Genomic DNA, 17,408 nt, shown 5'->3' on the forward strand with positions numbered 1-17,408 from the left:
TGGGCGGTGCGGGGTCAGGGGTGGTCGAGCAAGCGAGCGGGCTCGTCCACCGTGATGCGGGTGAGGACGTCGTCGGGGACGCCGAGGGCACGGAGCCCCGGCACGACCCGGGCGGTCAGGTGGTCGAGGCCGTGCCCGCCGTGGCGACGCAGTTGCCCCTTCGTCCAGGTCGCGTGACCGAACACCCACCGGATGTCCGGCGCACCCTCGCGCAGGGCGAGGAAGGCGTCGAGGCGTTGCGGGTCGCTCGCGTTCCGGATCCGGCCGACGTGCGAGCCCTCGTTGCCGAAGCAGAGTTCGAGGACAGCACCGGCCTGCCCGAGGTCGCGCAGGTAGGGGAGGTCGAGGAACTCGTCGACGGTGGAGAACACGACACGCGCCGGGTCGACGCCCTCGGTGACGACGTGTTCCAGCACCTCGAGGCCGTTCCGGGCGTCGGCGGCGAGCCGGACGACCACGGATGCGCCGGTGGTCACCGCCGCGCGCGCCGCTGCCGTCAGGCTCGTCCGCTCCTCGAGCCCGTCGGGCGTACCGAACGCGGTGGTCGTGCCCATCAGGCCGATGATGCCTGCGCGGTACGCCGTCCCGGGTACGGCATCCGTCAGCGCTCGTTCGAACAGTCGCTGCCGCCCGTCCGTGTCCAGCTCGAGGTACCAGCTGGGCAGCAGTCGCGGCAGGTAGGCCCCGTACCCGGCGACGATCCCCACGCCGGATGCGCGGGCGAGCTCGGGGAGCCGGGCGTGGTCGGGACCGAACCCGAGCGAGCTCAGGTCGACCGCGAGGCCGAGGCCGGCGGCCCCGGCGATGCGCAGTTCGTCGGCGAGCAGGTCGAGGTCGTCGAGCCGGAGGTTGTCGGCGAGCGCCAGCTGACTCCAGCGCAGGGCAGCGGCGAGGTCGGCGGTCACGGCCAGACCCGGCTCGAGGGCCTCGACGCCCGGGCGCTGGAGGGCACTCGCGTCGGTGAGGAGGTGCTCGTGCATCGACACGGCGCCGATCCCGGACGCGGCGACAGGGCCGAGGACGGTCTGGATCACGAAGACCTTTCGTCGCGGTGGACGTGACTGGTGGACTTGACGGATCCAATCTACATCGGTTTGGATCCTTCTTGTCCGACAGTGTCACCGATCCGCGATGCCGACCCCGAACGTTTACACGCGGACGCCTCCCGACACGAGCACGAAACAGGCGGGCAACGACGGCGACACAGCCCCGCACGACACTGGTCGCACTACCTGTCGCCCGACAGGTACTCCGCGAAAGGTCTGCAGCCATGCGCTCTCCCGAAGCACCGCTCCACGCACCCCGCGCCAGTTCCGACGTCGACTCCCAGGGGCTCGCCCGTCTCGGCTACGAGCAGGAACTCCACCGCGGGGTCGGGTCCTTCTCCTCGTTCGCTGCCGGCTTCTCCTTCGTCTCCATCCTCACCACGGTGTTCCAGCTGTTCGGTCTCGGCTTCGGACTCGGCGGCGCGGCGTTCTTCTGGGCGTGGCCGCTGGTCTTCGGCGGCCAGCTCCTCGTGGCGCTGAACTTCGCGCAGCTCGCCGCGCGCTGGCCGATCTCCGGTGCGATCTTCCAGTGGTCGAGCCGGCTCGCCGGGCCCCGGTTCGGCTGGTTCACCGGCTGGACGATGATCATCGGGCAGATCCTCACGGTCGCCGTCGCGGCGATCGCCGTCCAGGCGGTCCTGCCGACGATCTGGAGCGGCTTCCAGCTCGTCGGCGGTCCCGATGCGGATCCTTCCGTGGCGTCGCCCACGGGTGCCGCGAACGCGGTGGTCCTCGGGCTGGTGATGCTCACCCTGACGACGATCGTCAACATCGTGAGCGTCCGGTTCATGGCCCGGGTGACCAGCTTCGGCGTCCTCGTGGAGATCGTCGGCGTCGTCGTCCTGATCGCCGCCCTGTTCCTCCTGCCGCACCGTTCGGCCGCCGTGGTGTTCTCAACCGAGGGCTCGACGAGCAATGAGCCGTACGTCTGGGCATTCCTGGCGTCGTCCCTGATGGCCGCCTACGTGATGGTCGGCTTCGACTCGGCGGGCGAACTCGCCGAGGAGACGCACAACCCGCGACGGACCACCCCGAAGACGATCGTGCGCGCCCTGACGGTGTCCGGGCTCGGCGGCGGGCTGCTCATCGTCGGTGCACTCGTCGCCGCTCCGAGCCTGACCGACGGCAAGCTCGCGACACAGGGGCTCGCCTGGGTGATCACGTCCGCGCTCGGCGACACCTTCGGACGCCTGCTGCTCTGCACCGTCGCGGTCGCCGTGTTCGCGTGCACCCTCGCCGTGCAGACCGCGGGTGCCCGCATGGTCTACTCGATGGCCCGCGAGCAGGCGCTGCCCTTCCACCGCACACTCGCCCGCGTCTCGCCCCGCACGGGCACCCCGATCGCCGCGTCGGTCGTCGTCGGGGTCGGCGCCGGCCTGGCCCTCGCCTTGAACATCGGTCAGTCCGCCATCTTCACCGCCCTCTCCAGCCTGTGCATCGCGATGCTCTACCTGGCCTACCTCGGCGTCACCGGCCCGCTGCTCGTCGAGCGCATCCGTCGGGGCCGCGCCGGGCTCCCCACCGGCGTCGACGAGGACGGCAAGCCGCTCTTCACCCTCGGCCGGTGGGGCATCCCGCTGAACGCCCTCGCCGTCGCCTTCCAGATCGGCATGGCCGTCAACCTGATCTGGCCCCGCCCCGAGATCTACGACCTGACCGGCCACTCGTGGTGGCTGCAGTACAGCGCCCTGCTGTTCATCGGTGCCGTGCTGCTGGTCGGCTGGGCGTGGTCGTCGTGGCGGCACCGCGCGCACGGTCCAATCACCCTCACCGACGTGCCGCACACCGCCCCCACCCCCGTCGAGGCCTGAACACCGGAACAACCGGAAGGAACCACCGTGCGTGACCTGCACCAGACCGACAGCGTGACCGCATCACGCTCGGACGCGCGCGCCCAGGGCGGCGCGACGTCCGACTGGATGCCGTACCTGCCCGCCTCGTCGTCGCCGTTCGCTCCGGCGGGCGTGGACCCGGCCGACCTGGTCTGGGCCGAGACGGTCGCTCCCGGCGGGTACACCCACAAGGTGCTCGCCCGGGGATCCCGCATCCGGTTCGACGATCCGACCGGCGACGCGTGCGCGAACCTGCTGGTGTTCAACGCCCTTGAACCATGGGAGCGGTTGAACGTCGCCGACACCCAGAAGATCCCGTGGCAGGCGTACCTCGGCCAGGGGTCGCCGCTGCTCAGCGGTGACGGCAGGGCCCTTGCGACCGTGGTCGAGGACACGTCCGGCCACCACGACGCGTTCTGCGGCACGTCGACCGACGCGTGGAACGAGCGCAAGTACGGCGGAGCGGCACCGGAGGGACCGACACCGAGCGGGCGGTCGCTGTTCGCGAAGGCCGCGGCGAAGCACGGGCTCACGACGCGCGACCTGCCGCCGAGCATCTCGTTCTTCCAGGGAGTGCGCATCGATGCGGACGGCGCGATGGCGTTCACGGGGTCGGCCGGCCCCGGTCGCCACGTCACGCTGGTCGCCGAGCTCCCGCTGCTCGTCCTCGTGGCGAACGTCGCCCACCCGATCGACCCCCGCCCCGGGTACACGGTCGGCCCGCTCCGGGTGCACGCCTGGCGCGGTGCCCCCACGGCGGCGACCGACGAGCGGGCGACCGCGACGCCGGAGCTGCACCGCGCCCACCTCAACTCGATCGACTACGCGGAAGCGCGAGGCCTGTGATGACCGCGACCCTGACCACCTCCGTCCCGGTGGGCGCCGTCCACGCCCCGGACGTCACCCTCGACTGGAGCGAGTCCCTGGTCCCGGGCACCGTGGTCGGCGACGACCGGGTCGCCCCGCTCGCACCGTGGTCCGCCGTGGTCCGCGCCGGCGAGGTGCTCACCATCGTCGACGTCGGTGGGAACCAGAGCGCCGACTGCCTGGTCTACGACGCCCACGACACCGCCGAGCGGTACAGCGTGCCGGACACCCTGGCCGCCCAGGGCAACGCCTACGTCCGCACCGGGACCGTCCTCATGTCGAACGAGGGCCGTCCGCTGATGACGGTCGTCGCGAACGAGATCGACCGACAGGACACCATCGGCGGCGCGTGCTCGAAAGAGTCGAACACGCTGCGCTACGGCCACCACACGCAGTACCAGCACGGCTGCCGCGAGAACTTCCTCGCCGAGGCGGGCCGCCACGGACTCGGCGCGAGGGACATCGTGTCGAACCTCAACTGGTTCATGAACGTGCCGGTCGAGGCGGACGGGGCGCTCGGCATCGTCGACGGCATGAGCGCGCCGGGCAAGCGCGTCGCCGTCCGCGCCGAACGCGACGTCCTCGTCATCGTCTCGAACTGCCCGCAGATGAACAACCCGTGCAACGACTTCTCCTGCACGCCGCTCCGCATGATCGTGGTCCAGCCGTGACCGCCGTGCCCGACCCCACCGGAAGCGACACCGTGGAACTCGATCCGAACACCGTGCTGGTCGCCAACCGTGGCGAGATCGCCCGACGCGTCATCCGGACGGCGAACGCCATGGGGATGCGGACCGTCGCCGTGTACTCGGACGCCGACCGCGCGGCACCGCACGTGCGCGAGGCCGACGTCGCCGTGCGCCTCGGGCCCGCGCCGGCCCGCGATTCCTACCTGCGCACCGACGCCGTGGTGCAGGCCGCGCTCGACACGGGCGCCGGCCTCGTGCACCCCGGCTACGGGTTCCTGTCCGAGAACACCGGGTTCGCCCGGGCGTGCGAGGACGCAGGGATCCGGTTCGTCGGTCCGACCGCCGAACAGATCGTGCAGTTCGGCGCGAAGCACACCGCCCGCGAGCTCGCCGCGGCGGCCGGGGTGCCGATGCTCGCGGGCACCGGGCTCCTCGCGGACGTCGACGAGGCCGTCGCCCAGGCGGAGCGCATCGGCCTGCCGGTCATGCTCAAGGCCACCGGCGGTGGGGGCGGGATCGGCATGCAGGCGTGCGCGACCCTCGACGAGGTCCGACAGGCGTACGCGACGGTCGAGCGGACCGCAGCTGCCGCCTTCGGATCCACCGGCATCTTCCTCGAGCGGCTCGTCCGACCGGCGCGGCACGTCGAGGTCCAGCTCTTCGGCGACGGCGAGGGCCGTGTCGCCGTGATCGGCGACCGCGACTGCTCGCTCCAACGCCGCAACCAGAAGGTCATCGAGGAGGCGCCGGCCCCGGCACTCCCCCGGCACGTCCGGGAGGCTCTGCACACGTCCGCCCGTCGGCTCGCCGAGAGCGTGGGGTACCGCAGTGCCGGCACCGTCGAGTTCGTCTACGACCCGGTCCGCGAAGAGGCCTCATTCCTCGAGGTGAACACCCGGCTGCAGGTCGAGCACCCGGTGACCGAGGAGGTCTTCGGCGTCGACCTCGTCGAGCTCATGCTCCGCCTGGCGAGCGACGGCGCGGCCGGCATCGGAGCCGATGTCTTCACCCGCAGCTGGACCCCGTCCGGTCACGCCGTCGAGGCCCGCGTCTACGCCGAGGACCCCGCCAAGGGATCGCTCCCCTCGAGCGGCCTCGTCACCCAGGCGGTGTTCTCCGAGCGCGACGGCGTCCGCGTCGACGGCTGGGTCGAGACCGGGTCCGACGTCTCCGCCTTCTACGACCCGATGCTCGCGAAGGTCATCGCCACCGGGGAGACCCGGGACGACGCCCTCGACCTCCTCCGGGACGCCCTCGCCGACACCCGCGTCGACGGCATCGTCACGAACACCGGGCTCCTGCGCTCCCTGACCGACGACCTCGAGCTGCGGACCGCCACGCACTCCACCTCGACGCTCGACGAGACCGACGACCCGGATCCACGCATCGACGTCGTGGTGGCCGGCACCATGACGATGATCCAGGACCTCCCGGGTCGGGTCGGGTACTGGCAGGTCGGTGTCCCGCCGAGCGGGCCCTTCGACGCCGCGTCGTTCGCGGAGGCGAACCGTGCCGTGGGCAACCCGGACGGCGCTCCGGCCCTGGAGATCACCGCGACCGGCCCGACCCTGCGCTTCTCGACCGCCGGTGTGGTCGCCCTCACCGGCGCTCCGGTGCCGGCCACCCTCGACGGCGAGCCGTTGCCGCTCTGGGAACCGGTCGAGGTCGGAGCAGGGCAGACCCTCGCGGTCGGCACCGCCCCGGGGCCCGGACTCCGCAGCTACCTGGCCGTCCGCGGCGGATTCGACGTCCCGACCTACCTCGGCTCCGCAGCGACGTTCACGCTCGGCGGCTTCGGCGGACACGCCGGTCGTGCACTGCTCGCCGGCGACGTCCTGCGGCCCGGGTCGCCGGACTCGGACGCGCCGCATCCCGCGTTCCCCGTCGGGACCCGCCTCGGCCTCGTCGGCGGCCCGACCCCGGCAGATCGACGCACCGCGCTCACCGACGCGTGGGAGATCGCCGTCACCGAGGGGCCGCACGCGGCGCCGGACTTCTTCACCCGCGCCGACCTCGACGTCTTCTACGCCACCGACTACGCCGTGCACCACAACTCCGCGCGGACCGGGATCCGACTCATCGGCCCCCGGCCGGGCTGGGCGCGGACCGACGGCGGCGAGGCGGGCCTGCACCCCTCGAACATCCACGACACCCCGTACGCGGTCGGCGCGATCGACTTCACGGGCGACACCCCGATCATCCTCGGACCGGACGGCCCGTCGCTCGGCGGCTTCGTCTGTCCCGCGGTGGTCGCCAGCGGCGACCTGTGGAAGCTGGGCCAGCTCCGACCAGGCGACACGGTCCGGTTCGTCCCCGTCCGCGAAGCCGACGCCTCCGCGCTCGAGGCGAACCGGGCCTCCCGGGCCGTTCCCCGCACCGGTGGCGACGGCGACGACGGCGTCATCGCGCGCCTGGACGCGACCCCCGCCCGACCGGGCGTCGCCTACCGCCGTGACGGCGACGACAACGTCCTCGTCGAGTACGGCGACATGACCCTCGACATCGCCCTGCGGATGCGCGTCCACGCGCTCATGACGAAGCTGCAGGAGGAGGCGCCGGCCGGGATCGTCGACATCACCCCGGGCATCCGCTCGCTGCAGGTGCACACCGACGCGTCGGTCCTGAAGGCGAGCACGATGGCGGGACTGCTCCGTGAGCTCGAGGACGAGATCCCGCCGACCGACCAGCTCGTCGTGCCGTCCCGTACCGTCAGGCTGCCGCTGTCCTGGGACGACCCGGCCACCCGACTCGCGATCGAGCGGTACATGGCCGGCGTGCGGGACGACGCTCCGTGGACCCCGTGGAACATCGAGTTCATCCGGCGGATCAACGGTCTCGACAGCGTGGACGACGTCTTCCGCACCGTGTTCGACGCGAGCTACCTCGTGCTCGGCCTGGGCGACGTGTACCTCGGCGCACCGGTCGCCACACCACTCGACCCACGGCACCGCCTCGTCACGACGAAGTACAACCCGGCCCGCACCTGGACCGCCGAGAACTCGGTCGGCATCGGCGGCGCCTACCTCTGCATCTACGGCATGGAAGGGCCGGGCGGGTACCAGTTCGTCGGCCGCACCGTGCAGATCTGGAACCGGTTCCGCCGCGGTGGCCTGTTCCAGGAGGACCCGTGGGCGCTGCGGTTCTTCGACCGCATCGAGTGGTACCCGGTCGGCGCCGAGGAGCTGCTCGAACTGCGCGCCGAGACCGACGCCGGCCGAGGGTCCTTCGAGACCGTCGACGGCGAGTTCTTGATCGCGTCGTACAACCGGTTCCTCAGCGACAACGCTGCCTCCATCGCGGACTTCCGGGCGCAGCAGGCCCGGGCGTTCGGGGAGGAGAAGGAACGGTGGCGGGCATCCGGCGAGTTCGACGTCCGTGACGAACCGGCCGTGGTGCTGCCCGACGAGGTGGTCGTGCCCGCTGGCGCGACCGCGGTGACCGCGCCGTTCACCTCCACGGTGTGGCAGGTGGACGTCCGACCGGGCGACCGCGTGGACGAGGGCCAGCGGCTGCTGGCCGTGGAGGCGATGAAGATGGAGTCGATGGTGCACGCACCCGTGGAAGGACACGTGTTGGAGGTCTACATCAAGCCGGGCGACCAGGTCGCACCCGGGCAGGTCCTGGCAGCGATCGGGCCGGCGACGATCGCGGCAGCAGCGATCGGGACGGCAGCGTGAGCGGGTCCGCCGGGTCCGCCGGGTCCGCCGGGTCCGCCGGCTCGGCCGCGGACCGCGTACACGCCGCCTTCGACCGGATCGACGCCGTCGACCGTCCCGAGGTGTGGATCACCCTCCGGGACCGCGCTGCGGTCCTGGCTGAGGTGGAGGCCGTCGACCGGACCCGCCCCCTCGCCGGACTCCTCGTCGCCGTGAAGGACAACATCGACGTCGCCGGACTGCCCACCACGGCGGCTTCGCGGTCGTACGCGTACACGCCCGAGGTCGACGCCACCGCGGTCGCGCGGCTCCGCAACGCGGGCGCAGTCGTGGTCGGGAAGACCAACCTCGACCAGTTCGCGACCGGTCTGGTCGGCACTCGTTCGCCGTTCGGCGCCGTCCGGAACGCCTGGGACCCGACTCGGATCTCCGGAGGCTCGTCGAGCGGGAGCGCGACCGCCGTCGCCCTGGGGATCGTCGACTTCGCGCTCGGCACCGACACCGCGGGGTCCGGGCGGGTCCCCGCTGCGCTGAACCACCTGGTCGGCGTGAAGCCCACCAAGGGCATCGTGCCGAACACCGGCGTGGTTCCGGCGTGCCGCTCACAGGACTGCGTCACCGTCTTCGCCCGGTCGCTCGACCTCGCCCGGACGGCCGTCGAGCTGATGTCCGGGCCGGACGGGCTCGACCCGCTCGCCAGGGCCGACGCCGGTACGCTCATGCTCCTTCCCGCCGTGCCGCGCATCGCCGTCCCGCTGCCGTCGCAGCTCGACGGGCTCGCACCGGGCTGGCGCGAGGCGTTCGATCGCGCGGTCGATCGGTTCCGCGCGCTCGGCCACGAGGTCGTCGAGGTCGACATCGCGCCGCTCCTCGATGCCGCGACGCTCCTGTACGACGGCGCGTTCGTCGCCGAGCGCCACGCGGCGGTCGGCGCCCACATCGACGCACACCGCGACCTGATCGGCGAGGACCTGGACCCGACGGTCGCCGCGATCGTCCTCGGTGGGGCGACCCCCACCGCCACGGAGCTCTTCGCCGACCAGGAACGCCTGGACGCACTGGGCGCCGCTGGTCGGGCGGTGCTCGACGGCACGACCGCGCTCCTCACCCCCACCACGACGTGGCACCCGACCCTCGCCGAGGTCGCTGCCGACCCGATCGGCGCGAACAGTCGGATGGGCCGGTACACGAACTTCGCGAACCTGCTCGACATGGCGTCCCTCGCCGTACCGGCCGGCTTCGTCGACGGACTGCCGTTCGGCGTCATGCTGACCGGACCCGCGTTCAGCGACCGGCGGCTCGCCGCGCTCGGCGCGGCGTTCGCGGCGCCGACGGTCGACCTCCTCGTCGTCGGCGCGCACCTGCGGGACCAACCGCTGAACGGTCAGCTCGTGGCCGCGGGCGGCACGTTCGTCCGGGAGGCTCGCACCGCCTCCGACTACCGGCTGTACGCACTCGACACGGTGCCGCCGAAGCCGGGGCTGGTCCGCGCAGGCAGCGTCGCGTCCGCCGCTCCCGCCGCTCCCGCGGCTTCCGCCGGGATCGCCGGGGAGGTCTGGAGGCTCCCCGCTGCCGGGTTCGGGACGTTCGTCGCGGCGCTCCCCGCGCCGATGGCGATCGGATCGGTGACGCTCGACGACGGGTCATCGGTCACCGGGTTCACGGTCGAGGCCCACGCCGTCGAGGGGGCCGAGGACATCACGCACCACGGGGGCTGGCGGCCCTACCGGGAGCAGGCTGCCCGGGAGCACGCTGCTCGCGAGCACGCCGCTCGGGAGCGCGTGTGACGGTCGGCTGCGAGGATGGGGGCATGTCCTCCGATGCCCGGCCCGCCCGCCCCGGCAGACCGCGAGTCGTCCCGGACACGGCGTCCGAGATGAGCCCCCGCGACCAGATCCTCGACGCCGCCGCGGCCCTGTTCGTCGAGAACGGCTTCAGTGCCACCTCGACCCGGGCGATCGCCGAGCGCGTCGGCATCCGGCAGGCATCGCTGTACTACCACTTCGCCGGCAAGGACGAGGTGCTCGTCGAGCTGCTCACCACGTCCGTTCGCCCGAGCCTCGAGGTGGTGCGGAGCCTCGAAGAACGCGTCGCCGGCGCGGTGTCCGCCGCAGGAGCACTCGCCGCCCTCGTCCTCATCGACATCGAGACCCTCTCCCGCACGCCCCACAACATCGGCACGCTCTACCTGCTGCCAGAGGTGCAGGGTGACCGCTACGAGGGCTTCCGCGCCGACCGGCAGGAACTGCAGGACGCGTACGGCAGGCTCGGCACACTGGCGGCGACCGAGGACGTCCGGAACACCGTCCCGCCCGAGCTCCTGGGTGGTGTCCTCATCCAGCTCGCCGAGACGGTCATCCAACTGCGGCGTACCGGCGACGTCGACGAGCAGCAGCGTGAGGCGATCACGGGCACGTGCCTGCGCGCGTGCGGGCTCGGCGCGGACGCCGTCGGCGAAGCGCGACGGGAGGCCGACGCGCTGCTCGCTGCCGATTCCGCTTCCGCTTCCGCTTCCGTCTGAGCGCACGGGCAGTCCGTCCCGCTGTCGAAGCAGTCGCCGGTCGACGTCGTGCTGCTGGTGCGCATCCGCGAAGCGCCAGGCGCAGGGCGTTGACTACGCCCATGATCACCAAGAGCACGATCCACGAGATCGAGAACGCGACCCTCAGGGACAGGGACGGCGCATCGGTCGGCAAGGTCGCCCAGGTGTTCGCCTCCGACTCGGACGGCAGCGCTGCGTTCGTCAGCGTCGCGACCGGGCTCTTCGGGGGTCACACCACGCTCGTCCCGGTCGAGGACGCCACGTTCGACGGCTCGGACCTGCACGTCGGGTACACGAAGAGTGCGATCAAGGGCGCGCCCTCCCCCGGGGCCGGGAACACGCTGTCCCTCGCCGAGGAGAACGCCGTCCGCAAGCACTTCGGGCTGTCCCCCGCAGGCAAGGCGACCGGAGACATGGGCGATCCACACGAGAACCTCGACCAGGCCGGGACCGGCCCGGCGGGCGCGGACGACACCGAGGGCGCGGGGACGACACCGCCGGCGTGAGCAGGGCCGCCTGCCTGACTCCAGAACCGGCCTGGAGGCTCGACTCGACTCCGCGGGGCGGCCGCGTTGGTCGCGTGGTCACCCGTCGCGCGTGCGCCGCACCTCCTGCTCGACGAGCGTCGCGGCGATCCGATCGGCCGCCCCCGGGACCTTCGCGAGCGCGTGGACCACGGCGGTGACACCGCCCGCACTGGCGATCACCGCTCCCGCAGTTCGAACCTCACCGTTGATCCAGACGGACCCTCCCGAGCGCTGCCAACTCACGGTGCGAGAACGTGAAGCACCTGGTTGGAGCGCCCAGTCGGCGTAGCGACAGAGGTCGTCGAACGTCGACCACACGCCACCTGCCGCCGCGAACGACGACGCTCCGAGTGCCCACGGCCGGATCGCACAGCCGAGGAGCCTCGGCATGACGCGCTCCGACGGATCGGGCACGAGCGCGGCCGAGGTGATGCCCGCCGGTTGCAGGACGTGTTCCCGCACCGCGGCGAGCCAGTCCCCGTGCACCTCGTCGAGGACGGCGCCCAGGAGCGCGTAGCCGAGGTTCGAGTACACGTACTGCCCACGCGGCGAGACCGGGAGCGCGGCTGCCAGGTCCAGCGGAACACCGACGGCCGAGCGGTACGGATCGCGGAAGAGACTGTCCCGGATCGTGGCCGGTACCCGAGGCAGTCCGGAGGTGTGGTGGACGAGATCGGCGATGGTCATCGCGGCATCGGGCACACCGGGGAGGTAGTAGGCGACCGGTCGCTCGACCTCGAGGGTGATCACAGCCGTCGTCCCGACGAGCCCTTTCGTGATGCTGCCCCACTCGAGCGACGATGCTCCAGCGTACGGCCCTCGGGGTCCTCGGACCGTTCGCCAGCCGCCGACTGTCCGGAGACTCGCTCTCCACCGGCCGCCGGAAATTCTGCCGCTCACATTCCAGTACGGTAGCGTCGTGGCAGTGTCGGGAGCAATGGTGTTCGCCCTGTTGGCCGAGATCGGCGCGGCGGTCGTCGTGGCCTTGGTGACGTGGCGAGCCGCTGTCGGATCTCTGAACCGGAATCCGATCGCCGGCGTCCGAACCAGGATCACGATGTCCAGCGACCGGGCCTGGCGGGTGGGGCATCAGGCCGCGCTGCGTCCGACGCTGATCTCCGGGGCGATCACCGTCGTCTGGTGCACAGTGAGCATCCTCATCGCCCCGCTTCGGACGCCGTCGTCGGTGATCGTCGCCTCGGTCCTGCTCGTGGGCGGAGCTCTCCTGTCCACCTCAGTGGCACACAGGGCCGTGCACCACGCATCGGGCGACGAGGTCGACACGCCTCAGCCACCGCGCCGCGATGTGTGATCGCTGAGCGCCGGAAGCGGGGCGGCCGGGAAGATGGACAGGACCACGCGGACGCGTCGGTCGGAGAGGGCACCGTGACGGACACCACCAGCAACGCCGGGCTGCAGGCGATGATCGACCGCGCCGGGCAGATCACCGCCGACGAGGCAGAGGCGCTCGACATCACGTGGAAGGCCGACGAGGGGATCTTGCTGCCGGAACCGAGCGCGTCGCTCGCGATCCAGGGAGGCGCCGACGGACGGATGGTCACGAACGCCGACCTCGTCGCCGCGTGGCAGCACGCGCTCGAGGCCGCTGGTGCAGCGGGACGCGTCGAGGAGATCGAGGCCGCGCAGGAGGCCGGGCGCGCGGTGCGGCACTCGGACGCGCACTTGCGAGACCGCGCCGGCGCCGAGGAAGCCGTGCGGTCCGCGGTGCTCGCGACCGGGATGCGCGACCTCGTCTCCGACGATGAATTCGCCACGCTCACGGCGGCCTGGCGGAAGGTGCTCGGCGAGGTCTGACGACCCGAGGCGTCGTGACGTATGCCGCGTCGCGCCACCGATACCTTCGATGGATGGATGACATCAGCTGGAGTTCCGGGACATGGACGAACGCGCCCGTCGAAGCCCTGACAGCGGACGACGGATTGCGTGTCACAGCCGTCGAGGGCAGTGACGCCTGGCGGCTCACCTCGTACGGGTTCGTGCACGACACCGAACACGCGCTCCTCGCACCGTTCCCGAACGGCACCGCCATGGAGGTGACGTTCCGGTTGGACTTCACCGACCAGTTCGACCAGGCAGGCATCTTCGTCTCCGTCGACGAGGAGACCTGGATCAAAGCCGGCGTCGAGCGGAGCGACGGTGAGAACAGCCTCGGAGCAGTCGTCACGCGTGTCTTCTCCGACTGGTCACTCTCCCCGGTCCCGGACTGGCACGGCAAACTCGTCACCATCCGCGCCAGCCGGTCCGGCAACGCCCTCACGGTGCGCGCACGCGTCGACGGCGGCGACTGGCGCTTGGTTCGCGTCGCACCGCTGGACGAAGAGGCGACCGTGACGGCTGGACCGATGTGCTGTGCGCCGTCACGCTCAGGCTTCCAGGTGCACTTCACGGCCTGGCGGACCGGCGCCGCCGACGGCAGTCTGCACCCAGACGAATAGGGCGGAACCCGCAAACTGTTGCAATTCTGGCAAGTGTGTGCCAAGTTGGAACCCAGGAGGGGAACATCATGGACAACCAGCACAGCATCAGCCCGACAGAGGCACGAACGCTTCTCGACACCGCCGATCGCCTCAGTCGACGAGCGCACGAGTCCACCCGATGGCCGTACGTGGCCTTCATCCTCGCGCTCGGCATGGTGACCGCGTTCGGAGCCCTCGGCATGGGACTCACGACCGGTTCCGCATTCGGCCTCACCTACGTCGGCACACTCGCCGCTTTCTTCGCGCTGATCATCTTCTTCGCGGTCTCCATCCGGGGGCGAGCGGCCTTCGCGCGGAGCCGCCGATGGACCATCTACATCGCGAGCTGGTTCGTCACCTACGGCGCTGCGATCGCCGTCGTCGCCTGGGTGCACGGGTCGGTGCTGTGGTCCGGGATCACGTCCGGAGCGATCCTGGTGGTCACGATGGCCTGCGCGTCCTACGAGGCACGACGATGACGACGACGAACCACGTGCCTGTTCATCCCCGGCACCGGCTTGACGGCCACCTGCAGAACCCGGTGCGCTTCTCGATCATGGCCGCACTCGACCGTGCAACCACTCTGGGGTTCCGCGAAGTCCGAGACGCCATCGAGGTCACGGACTCGGCGCTGAGCAAGCAGGTCGCACTCCTCGAAACGGCGGGGTACGTCTCCGTCGGGAAGGCGTTCGCGGGGAAGACGCCGCGAACCTCGCTCACCCTCACACGCGAGGGCCGAACTGCATGGCGCGCTCACCTCGCAGCGCTCCGGGAGATCGCCGGTCCGTCCTGACCCGCTCGGCCCTCGCCGCCGTGTCGCGCTCAGCGATCGCCCATCGGGCGCTTGACCGTCGCGAGAGCGTCGGCTCCCATCGCTTCGACTCCGCGCCACCGGCCCCTCACGCTCCGTGTCAGGGCTGGTCGTCCACCGGCGTCACCTGCACGGTGACCGAGTCGATGACAGTGCCGGCCGGGATGCTGCCGATCGGCCGGGTCTGGATGCTTCGTTCGCCGATGTAGGCGCCGTCGGCTGGGTCGATGATAACGTCGTGCTGCTCGGTCGCGCTCCAGTGTGGAAGGCCGATGGCAGTGCCGCGCCGGCCGTCGAGCGAGACCTGTTCCTCGGTGACCACGACGTCGGGCAGGGTCGCCAGCGCCTCGTACATCGTCGCGCGGAGGTCGGCGGGCACGAGCCCCGTCCGGAGCAGCCCGCTGATCGTGTCGAAGACGTGCAACTCGTCGGTCGTGTCCGCCGCTCGGGGAGCGGCCTCGATGCGTCGGACGAGGGCGTCCGGGTCACGGGGCAGGTCGGCGATCTCGGACGCCCCGAGCGTGCCGGCCTGTGCGCCGCCGAGCTCGCCGACCGCGAAGTCGCCGCCGGCGCCCCGTTCCCGCACCGGGGCGGAAGGCTCTGTGGCGCCGTCGTCGGACGCGGCCTCACGTGCCGCAGCACCCCCGAAGAACTTCGTCGGTGCCTCGGAGCGGATCTCGCGGACCCAGGGACCTGAGACGTCGACGGGGACCCATGTGGTGGTCGTCGTCGGTTCCAGGTAGCCCTCGTCGTAGTGCTCGCCATCGGACGTCGCGTAGACCATCGACAGTTCCGACTCGACCACCTTCGTGAACGCGCCGACCGGTGCCCGGTCGGCGGCCGCGGCAGCGGCCGCCTTGTGCAGCGTCGCTGCTGCGGCCGACTCGGGCGATCCCCAGTGCGTCACCCCGACACCCGTGGCGACCAACCCACCGGCCACGACCAGCGCTGCTCCGGTCAGCAGGACGGGTCGCGAACGACGCACCCACCGGACGGGAGGCGCGGTGCGGACCGGTGCCGCGCCTCCCGTCCGGACGGTGGTCGCCATGGCGGCCGTATCGAACCGGACGCGGGCGCGGGCGAGCGACGCGTCGACCGCCTCTGGCGGCACGTCGCGTCGCAGCAGGCGGAGCGGAGTGAAGTCGTCGTCAGACATGGAGTGGTCCGTTCAGGGAGTCGGTTGTGCCGGGCACGGCGCGAAGGGCCGTTCGGGCACGGTTCAGTCGGGAGCGGACAGTGCCGACGGGGACGCCGGTCGCCTCCGCGATCTGCTCGTAGGTGAGCTCCGCCCACGCGTGCAGCAGCACGGTCTCGCGGACCGCCGGACGCATCCGGTCGAGTTCACGGACGACGGTCCGCACGGCGCGCTCGGTGTCGAGACGATCTCCGGCGTCGTCCTCGAGCCGCTCGGGCACGGCGACGCGGGACATGGCACGGTCCGCCCGCCGCTGGGAGCGCCAGTGCCGACGGAGCAGGTTCGACGCGATGCCGAACAGCCACGGCAGCGGGTCCTGCCGGTCTGGGTCGAACGAGTCCCACCGGACGAGGGCGGTCACGAACGTCTCGCCGAGAATGTCCTCGGCGCTCTGCAGGTCGGTTCGGCGCGCGAGGTACAGCAGGATGCGGCGGCCGTGCTCGTCGAACTGGCGACCGAGCTCGGCTGCGGCTCCTGGTGGTGGATGGCTACTGGGCACGACTGGTATTGCCCGATCCTGCCGGAAGAGTTCCATCCTCGTCGAGACTTGCCGCGTCACTGTTGCGCGCGAGTCAACTTGAGCCTCGAGCGCGTCTCGACAGCCGATCCGCTGCTGAGACTTCCTCCTCAGCGCGCAGACTTGCGGCGGTACACGGTGGTGAGAACGATGCACACGAGTCCGACGAGCACGAGCGGAATACCGAAGACCAGCGACCCACCGCTGCCGTTCACGATGAGAACGACACCACACACGAGGAACGCGACGCCGGCGACCGCGAACAGCCACAAATTCTTCATTGGCGGAAGCTACCGACCGTTAGTGAACACTTTGTCCCAATGGCTGATGGCTGCCTACGCTACGTACCCTCCAGTCATGCGCACTCCAAGAGAGACCTTCGGCCTCGAAGGAACGGGGCGATCGTGGACTCAGGTGCTACTTGACGTGCTGAGTGGAACTTTCGTCCTGACCGGCATCGCTGTGATCGTCGGCAACGCGTCGTCCGGTGACTCGACCGCAATCTGGATCGGGGTCGGACTGATCCTGATGGGGGCCGTCTGCTGGGGCGCCACCATCTTGTTGGCCGTTCGAGCAGCGAAACGCGGAACGCGCAACCCGCCTCGATAGCCGATCGGCTACCGAGACGCGCTGCGCAACTCCTACGCTTACGGCATGGCAGGGTGCATCCGCTTCGCTCAGGAGAGGGATTCGCACGCGATCGAGCGGATTGAGAACGACGCCGACCAGCTGCTCATCGATCACCTTCATCCCGACGCTTGGCCCGCAGCTCCCACCGGGATCGCGCGACTTTCTGAGCCTGGCTTCCTGCTGATCGTCGACGTTGACGGTGAGGTCGGCGGCTTCGTTCACGTCTTGGAGACGGGCGGCATCTGTCACCTCGAGCAGCTGTCTGTAGACCCGCTGCAGTCGCGGCAGGGTCTGGGTCGAGCGCTTGTCGAAGCTGCGAAGGATCACGCACGCCAGCGGGGGTACAGGCACATTTCCCTTCGCACGTATGCGGACGTGCCATGGAACGCCCCGTTCTACGCATCGGCTGGCTTCATCAAGGAAGAACCAGCCACGCCGTTTCACCAGTCACTGCTCGTGATCGAGGCCAAGCACGGCCTCGACCGATACGGGCGACGGATACAGATGAGTGCGCGGCTGTCGCGGCCGCGTCCGTAGGACGATGGCACAGCGGACAGATGCCGCTTGACCTCCAGTGCACTTGAAGTCGTATCGTGCCGTCGACGTGGAGGAGCAGCAT

18 protein-coding genes are annotated in these 17,408 nt (G+C 70.9%); 13 read left to right on the forward strand and 5 right to left on the reverse strand.

Annotation, left to right across the window (positions count from 1 at the left end; all coding sequences use genetic code 11):
- Window positions 1-14: 14 nt before the first annotated feature.
- Window positions 15-1,034, reverse strand: coding sequence for a phosphotriesterase family protein (locus ACO0E1_RS02080; RefSeq protein WP_422872659.1), 1,020 nt, complete (start codon window positions 1,032-1,034; stop codon window positions 15-17).
- Between the two features lie 236 nt (window positions 1,035-1,270).
- On the opposite strand from ACO0E1_RS02080, the gene ACO0E1_RS02085 reads away from it, so the two are divergent.
- The 7 genes from ACO0E1_RS02085 (at window position 1,271) to ACO0E1_RS02115 (ending at window position 11,138) form a co-directional block, all read left to right on the forward strand.
- Entirely contained in the window at window positions 1,271-2,857 is a 1,587-nt protein-coding gene (locus ACO0E1_RS02085; RefSeq protein WP_422872660.1) for an amino acid permease, read from the forward strand.
- A gap of 27 nt (window positions 2,858-2,884) precedes the next feature.
- Complete coding sequence (locus ACO0E1_RS02090; protein ID WP_422872661.1) at window positions 2,885-3,724, forward strand: urea amidolyase associated protein UAAP1; 840 nt, start codon at window positions 2,885-2,887, stop codon at window positions 3,722-3,724.
- Entirely contained in the window at window positions 3,724-4,416 is a 693-nt protein-coding gene (locus ACO0E1_RS02095; RefSeq protein ID WP_422872662.1) for an urea amidolyase associated protein UAAP2, read from the forward strand. The genes ACO0E1_RS02090 and ACO0E1_RS02095 overlap by 1 nt, the downstream gene beginning before the upstream one ends.
- Window positions 4,413-8,111 (forward strand): urea carboxylase, encoded by a 3,699-nt coding sequence (uca, locus tag ACO0E1_RS02100; protein WP_422872663.1) that lies wholly within the window; start codon window positions 4,413-4,415, stop codon window positions 8,109-8,111. Before ACO0E1_RS02095 ends, uca begins: the two co-directional genes overlap by 4 nt.
- Complete coding sequence (gene atzF / locus ACO0E1_RS02105; RefSeq protein WP_422872664.1) at window positions 8,108-9,877, forward strand: allophanate hydrolase; 1,770 nt, start codon at window positions 8,108-8,110, stop codon at window positions 9,875-9,877. Before uca ends, atzF begins: the two co-directional genes overlap by 4 nt.
- 23 nt (window positions 9,878-9,900) lie before the next feature.
- The gene (locus ACO0E1_RS02110; RefSeq protein WP_422872665.1) at window positions 9,901-10,611 is read left to right on the forward strand and encodes a TetR/AcrR family transcriptional regulator; all 711 of its coding nucleotides are present in this window, start codon (window positions 9,901-9,903) and stop codon (window positions 10,609-10,611) included.
- 101 nt (window positions 10,612-10,712) lie between these two features.
- Entirely contained in the window at window positions 10,713-11,138 is a 426-nt protein-coding gene (locus ACO0E1_RS02115) for a PRC-barrel domain-containing protein (RefSeq protein ID WP_422872666.1), read from the forward strand.
- Window positions 11,139-11,216: 78 nt separating this feature from the next.
- Here the strand turns inward: ACO0E1_RS02115 and ACO0E1_RS02120 are convergent, their stop codons facing one another.
- Window positions 11,217-12,059: a serine hydrolase domain-containing protein gene (locus ACO0E1_RS02120; RefSeq protein ID WP_422872667.1), complete on the reverse strand. Its 843-nt coding sequence runs from the start codon at window positions 12,057-12,059 to the stop codon at window positions 11,217-11,219.
- Window positions 12,060-12,078: 19 nt separating this feature from the next.
- Between ACO0E1_RS02120 and ACO0E1_RS02125 the strand changes: the two genes are divergently transcribed.
- From ACO0E1_RS02125 to ACO0E1_RS02145, 5 genes are all read left to right on the forward strand, one after another.
- Window positions 12,079-12,471 carry an SdpI family protein gene (locus ACO0E1_RS02125; RefSeq protein ID WP_422872668.1) on the forward strand — a complete coding sequence of 131 codons (393 nt, stop codon included), beginning with the start codon at window positions 12,079-12,081 and terminating at the stop codon, window positions 12,469-12,471.
- A gap of 74 nt (window positions 12,472-12,545) precedes the next feature.
- Window positions 12,546-12,974 (forward strand): hypothetical protein, encoded by a 429-nt coding sequence (locus ACO0E1_RS02130; RefSeq protein ID WP_422872669.1) that lies wholly within the window; start codon window positions 12,546-12,548, stop codon window positions 12,972-12,974.
- A gap of 53 nt (window positions 12,975-13,027) precedes the next feature.
- Window positions 13,028-13,615, forward strand: coding sequence for a DUF1349 domain-containing protein (locus tag ACO0E1_RS02135; RefSeq protein ID WP_422872670.1), 588 nt, complete (start codon window positions 13,028-13,030; stop codon window positions 13,613-13,615).
- 68 nt (window positions 13,616-13,683) lie between these two features.
- Window positions 13,684-14,115, forward strand: coding sequence for a chemotaxis protein CheY (locus ACO0E1_RS02140; protein WP_422872671.1), 432 nt, complete (start codon window positions 13,684-13,686; stop codon window positions 14,113-14,115).
- Window positions 14,112-14,429: a winged helix-turn-helix domain-containing protein gene (locus tag ACO0E1_RS02145; protein WP_422872672.1), complete on the forward strand. Its 318-nt coding sequence runs from the start codon at window positions 14,112-14,114 to the stop codon at window positions 14,427-14,429. Before ACO0E1_RS02140 ends, ACO0E1_RS02145 begins: the two co-directional genes overlap by 4 nt.
- A 118-nt stretch (window positions 14,430-14,547) precedes the next feature.
- Here ACO0E1_RS02145 and ACO0E1_RS02150 read toward each other — a convergent pair whose 3' ends face one another.
- The 3 genes from ACO0E1_RS02150 to ACO0E1_RS02160 all read right to left on the reverse strand — a co-directional run bounded on the left by ACO0E1_RS02150 (window position 14,548) and on the right by ACO0E1_RS02160 (window position 16,440).
- The gene (locus ACO0E1_RS02150; protein WP_422872673.1) at window positions 14,548-15,603 is read right to left on the reverse strand and encodes a CU044_5270 family protein; all 1,056 of its coding nucleotides are present in this window, start codon (window positions 15,601-15,603) and stop codon (window positions 14,548-14,550) included.
- Entirely contained in the window at window positions 15,596-16,141 is a 546-nt protein-coding gene (locus ACO0E1_RS02155; protein ID WP_422872674.1) for an RNA polymerase sigma factor, read from the reverse strand. The genes ACO0E1_RS02150 and ACO0E1_RS02155 overlap by 8 nt, the downstream gene beginning before the upstream one ends.
- 128 nt (window positions 16,142-16,269) lie before the next feature.
- Window positions 16,270-16,440, reverse strand: coding sequence for a hypothetical protein (locus ACO0E1_RS02160; RefSeq protein WP_422872675.1), 171 nt, complete (start codon window positions 16,438-16,440; stop codon window positions 16,270-16,272).
- Between the two features lie 373 nt (window positions 16,441-16,813).
- Here ACO0E1_RS02160 and ACO0E1_RS02165 point away from each other — a divergent pair, with 373 nt between their 5' ends.
- Window positions 16,814-17,326: a GNAT family N-acetyltransferase gene (locus ACO0E1_RS02165; protein ID WP_422872676.1), complete on the forward strand. Its 513-nt coding sequence runs from the start codon at window positions 16,814-16,816 to the stop codon at window positions 17,324-17,326.
- Window positions 17,327-17,408: the final 82 nt, after the last annotated feature.

The sequence above is a fragment of the Curtobacterium guangdongense genome (genome assembly GCF_049341845.1).
GTDB classification, from domain to species: domain Bacteria; phylum Actinomycetota; class Actinomycetes; order Actinomycetales; family Microbacteriaceae; genus Curtobacterium; species Curtobacterium guangdongense.

Bases quoted from the DNA above. Each gene is read 5' to 3' on its own strand.
- ACO0E1_RS02085 (WP_422872660.1), top strand. From the start codon at position 1,271: ATGCGCTCTCCCGAAGCACCGCTCCACGCACCCCGCGCCAGTTCCGAC.
- ACO0E1_RS02095 (WP_422872662.1), top strand. From the start codon at position 3,724: ATGACCGCGACCCTGACCACCTCCGTCCCGGTGGGCGCCGTCCACGCC.
- ACO0E1_RS02110 (WP_422872665.1), top strand. From the start codon at position 9,901: ATGTCCTCCGATGCCCGGCCCGCCCGCCCCGGCAGACCGCGAGTCGTC.
- ACO0E1_RS02115 (WP_422872666.1), top strand. From the start codon at position 10,713: ATGATCACCAAGAGCACGATCCACGAGATCGAGAACGCGACCCTCAGG.
- ACO0E1_RS02135 (WP_422872670.1), top strand. From the start codon at position 13,028: ATGGATGACATCAGCTGGAGTTCCGGGACATGGACGAACGCGCCCGTC.
- ACO0E1_RS02140 (WP_422872671.1), top strand. From the start codon at position 13,684: ATGGACAACCAGCACAGCATCAGCCCGACAGAGGCACGAACGCTTCTC.
- ACO0E1_RS02145 (WP_422872672.1), top strand. From the start codon at position 14,112: ATGACGACGACGAACCACGTGCCTGTTCATCCCCGGCACCGGCTTGAC.
- ACO0E1_RS02150 (WP_422872673.1), bottom strand. From the start codon at position 15,603: ATGTCTGACGACGACTTCACTCCGCTCCGCCTGCTGCGACGCGACGTG.
- ACO0E1_RS02160 (WP_422872675.1), bottom strand. From the start codon at position 16,440: ATGAAGAATTTGTGGCTGTTCGCGGTCGCCGGCGTCGCGTTCCTCGTG.
- ACO0E1_RS02165 (WP_422872676.1), top strand. From the start codon at position 16,814: ATGGCAGGGTGCATCCGCTTCGCTCAGGAGAGGGATTCGCACGCGATC.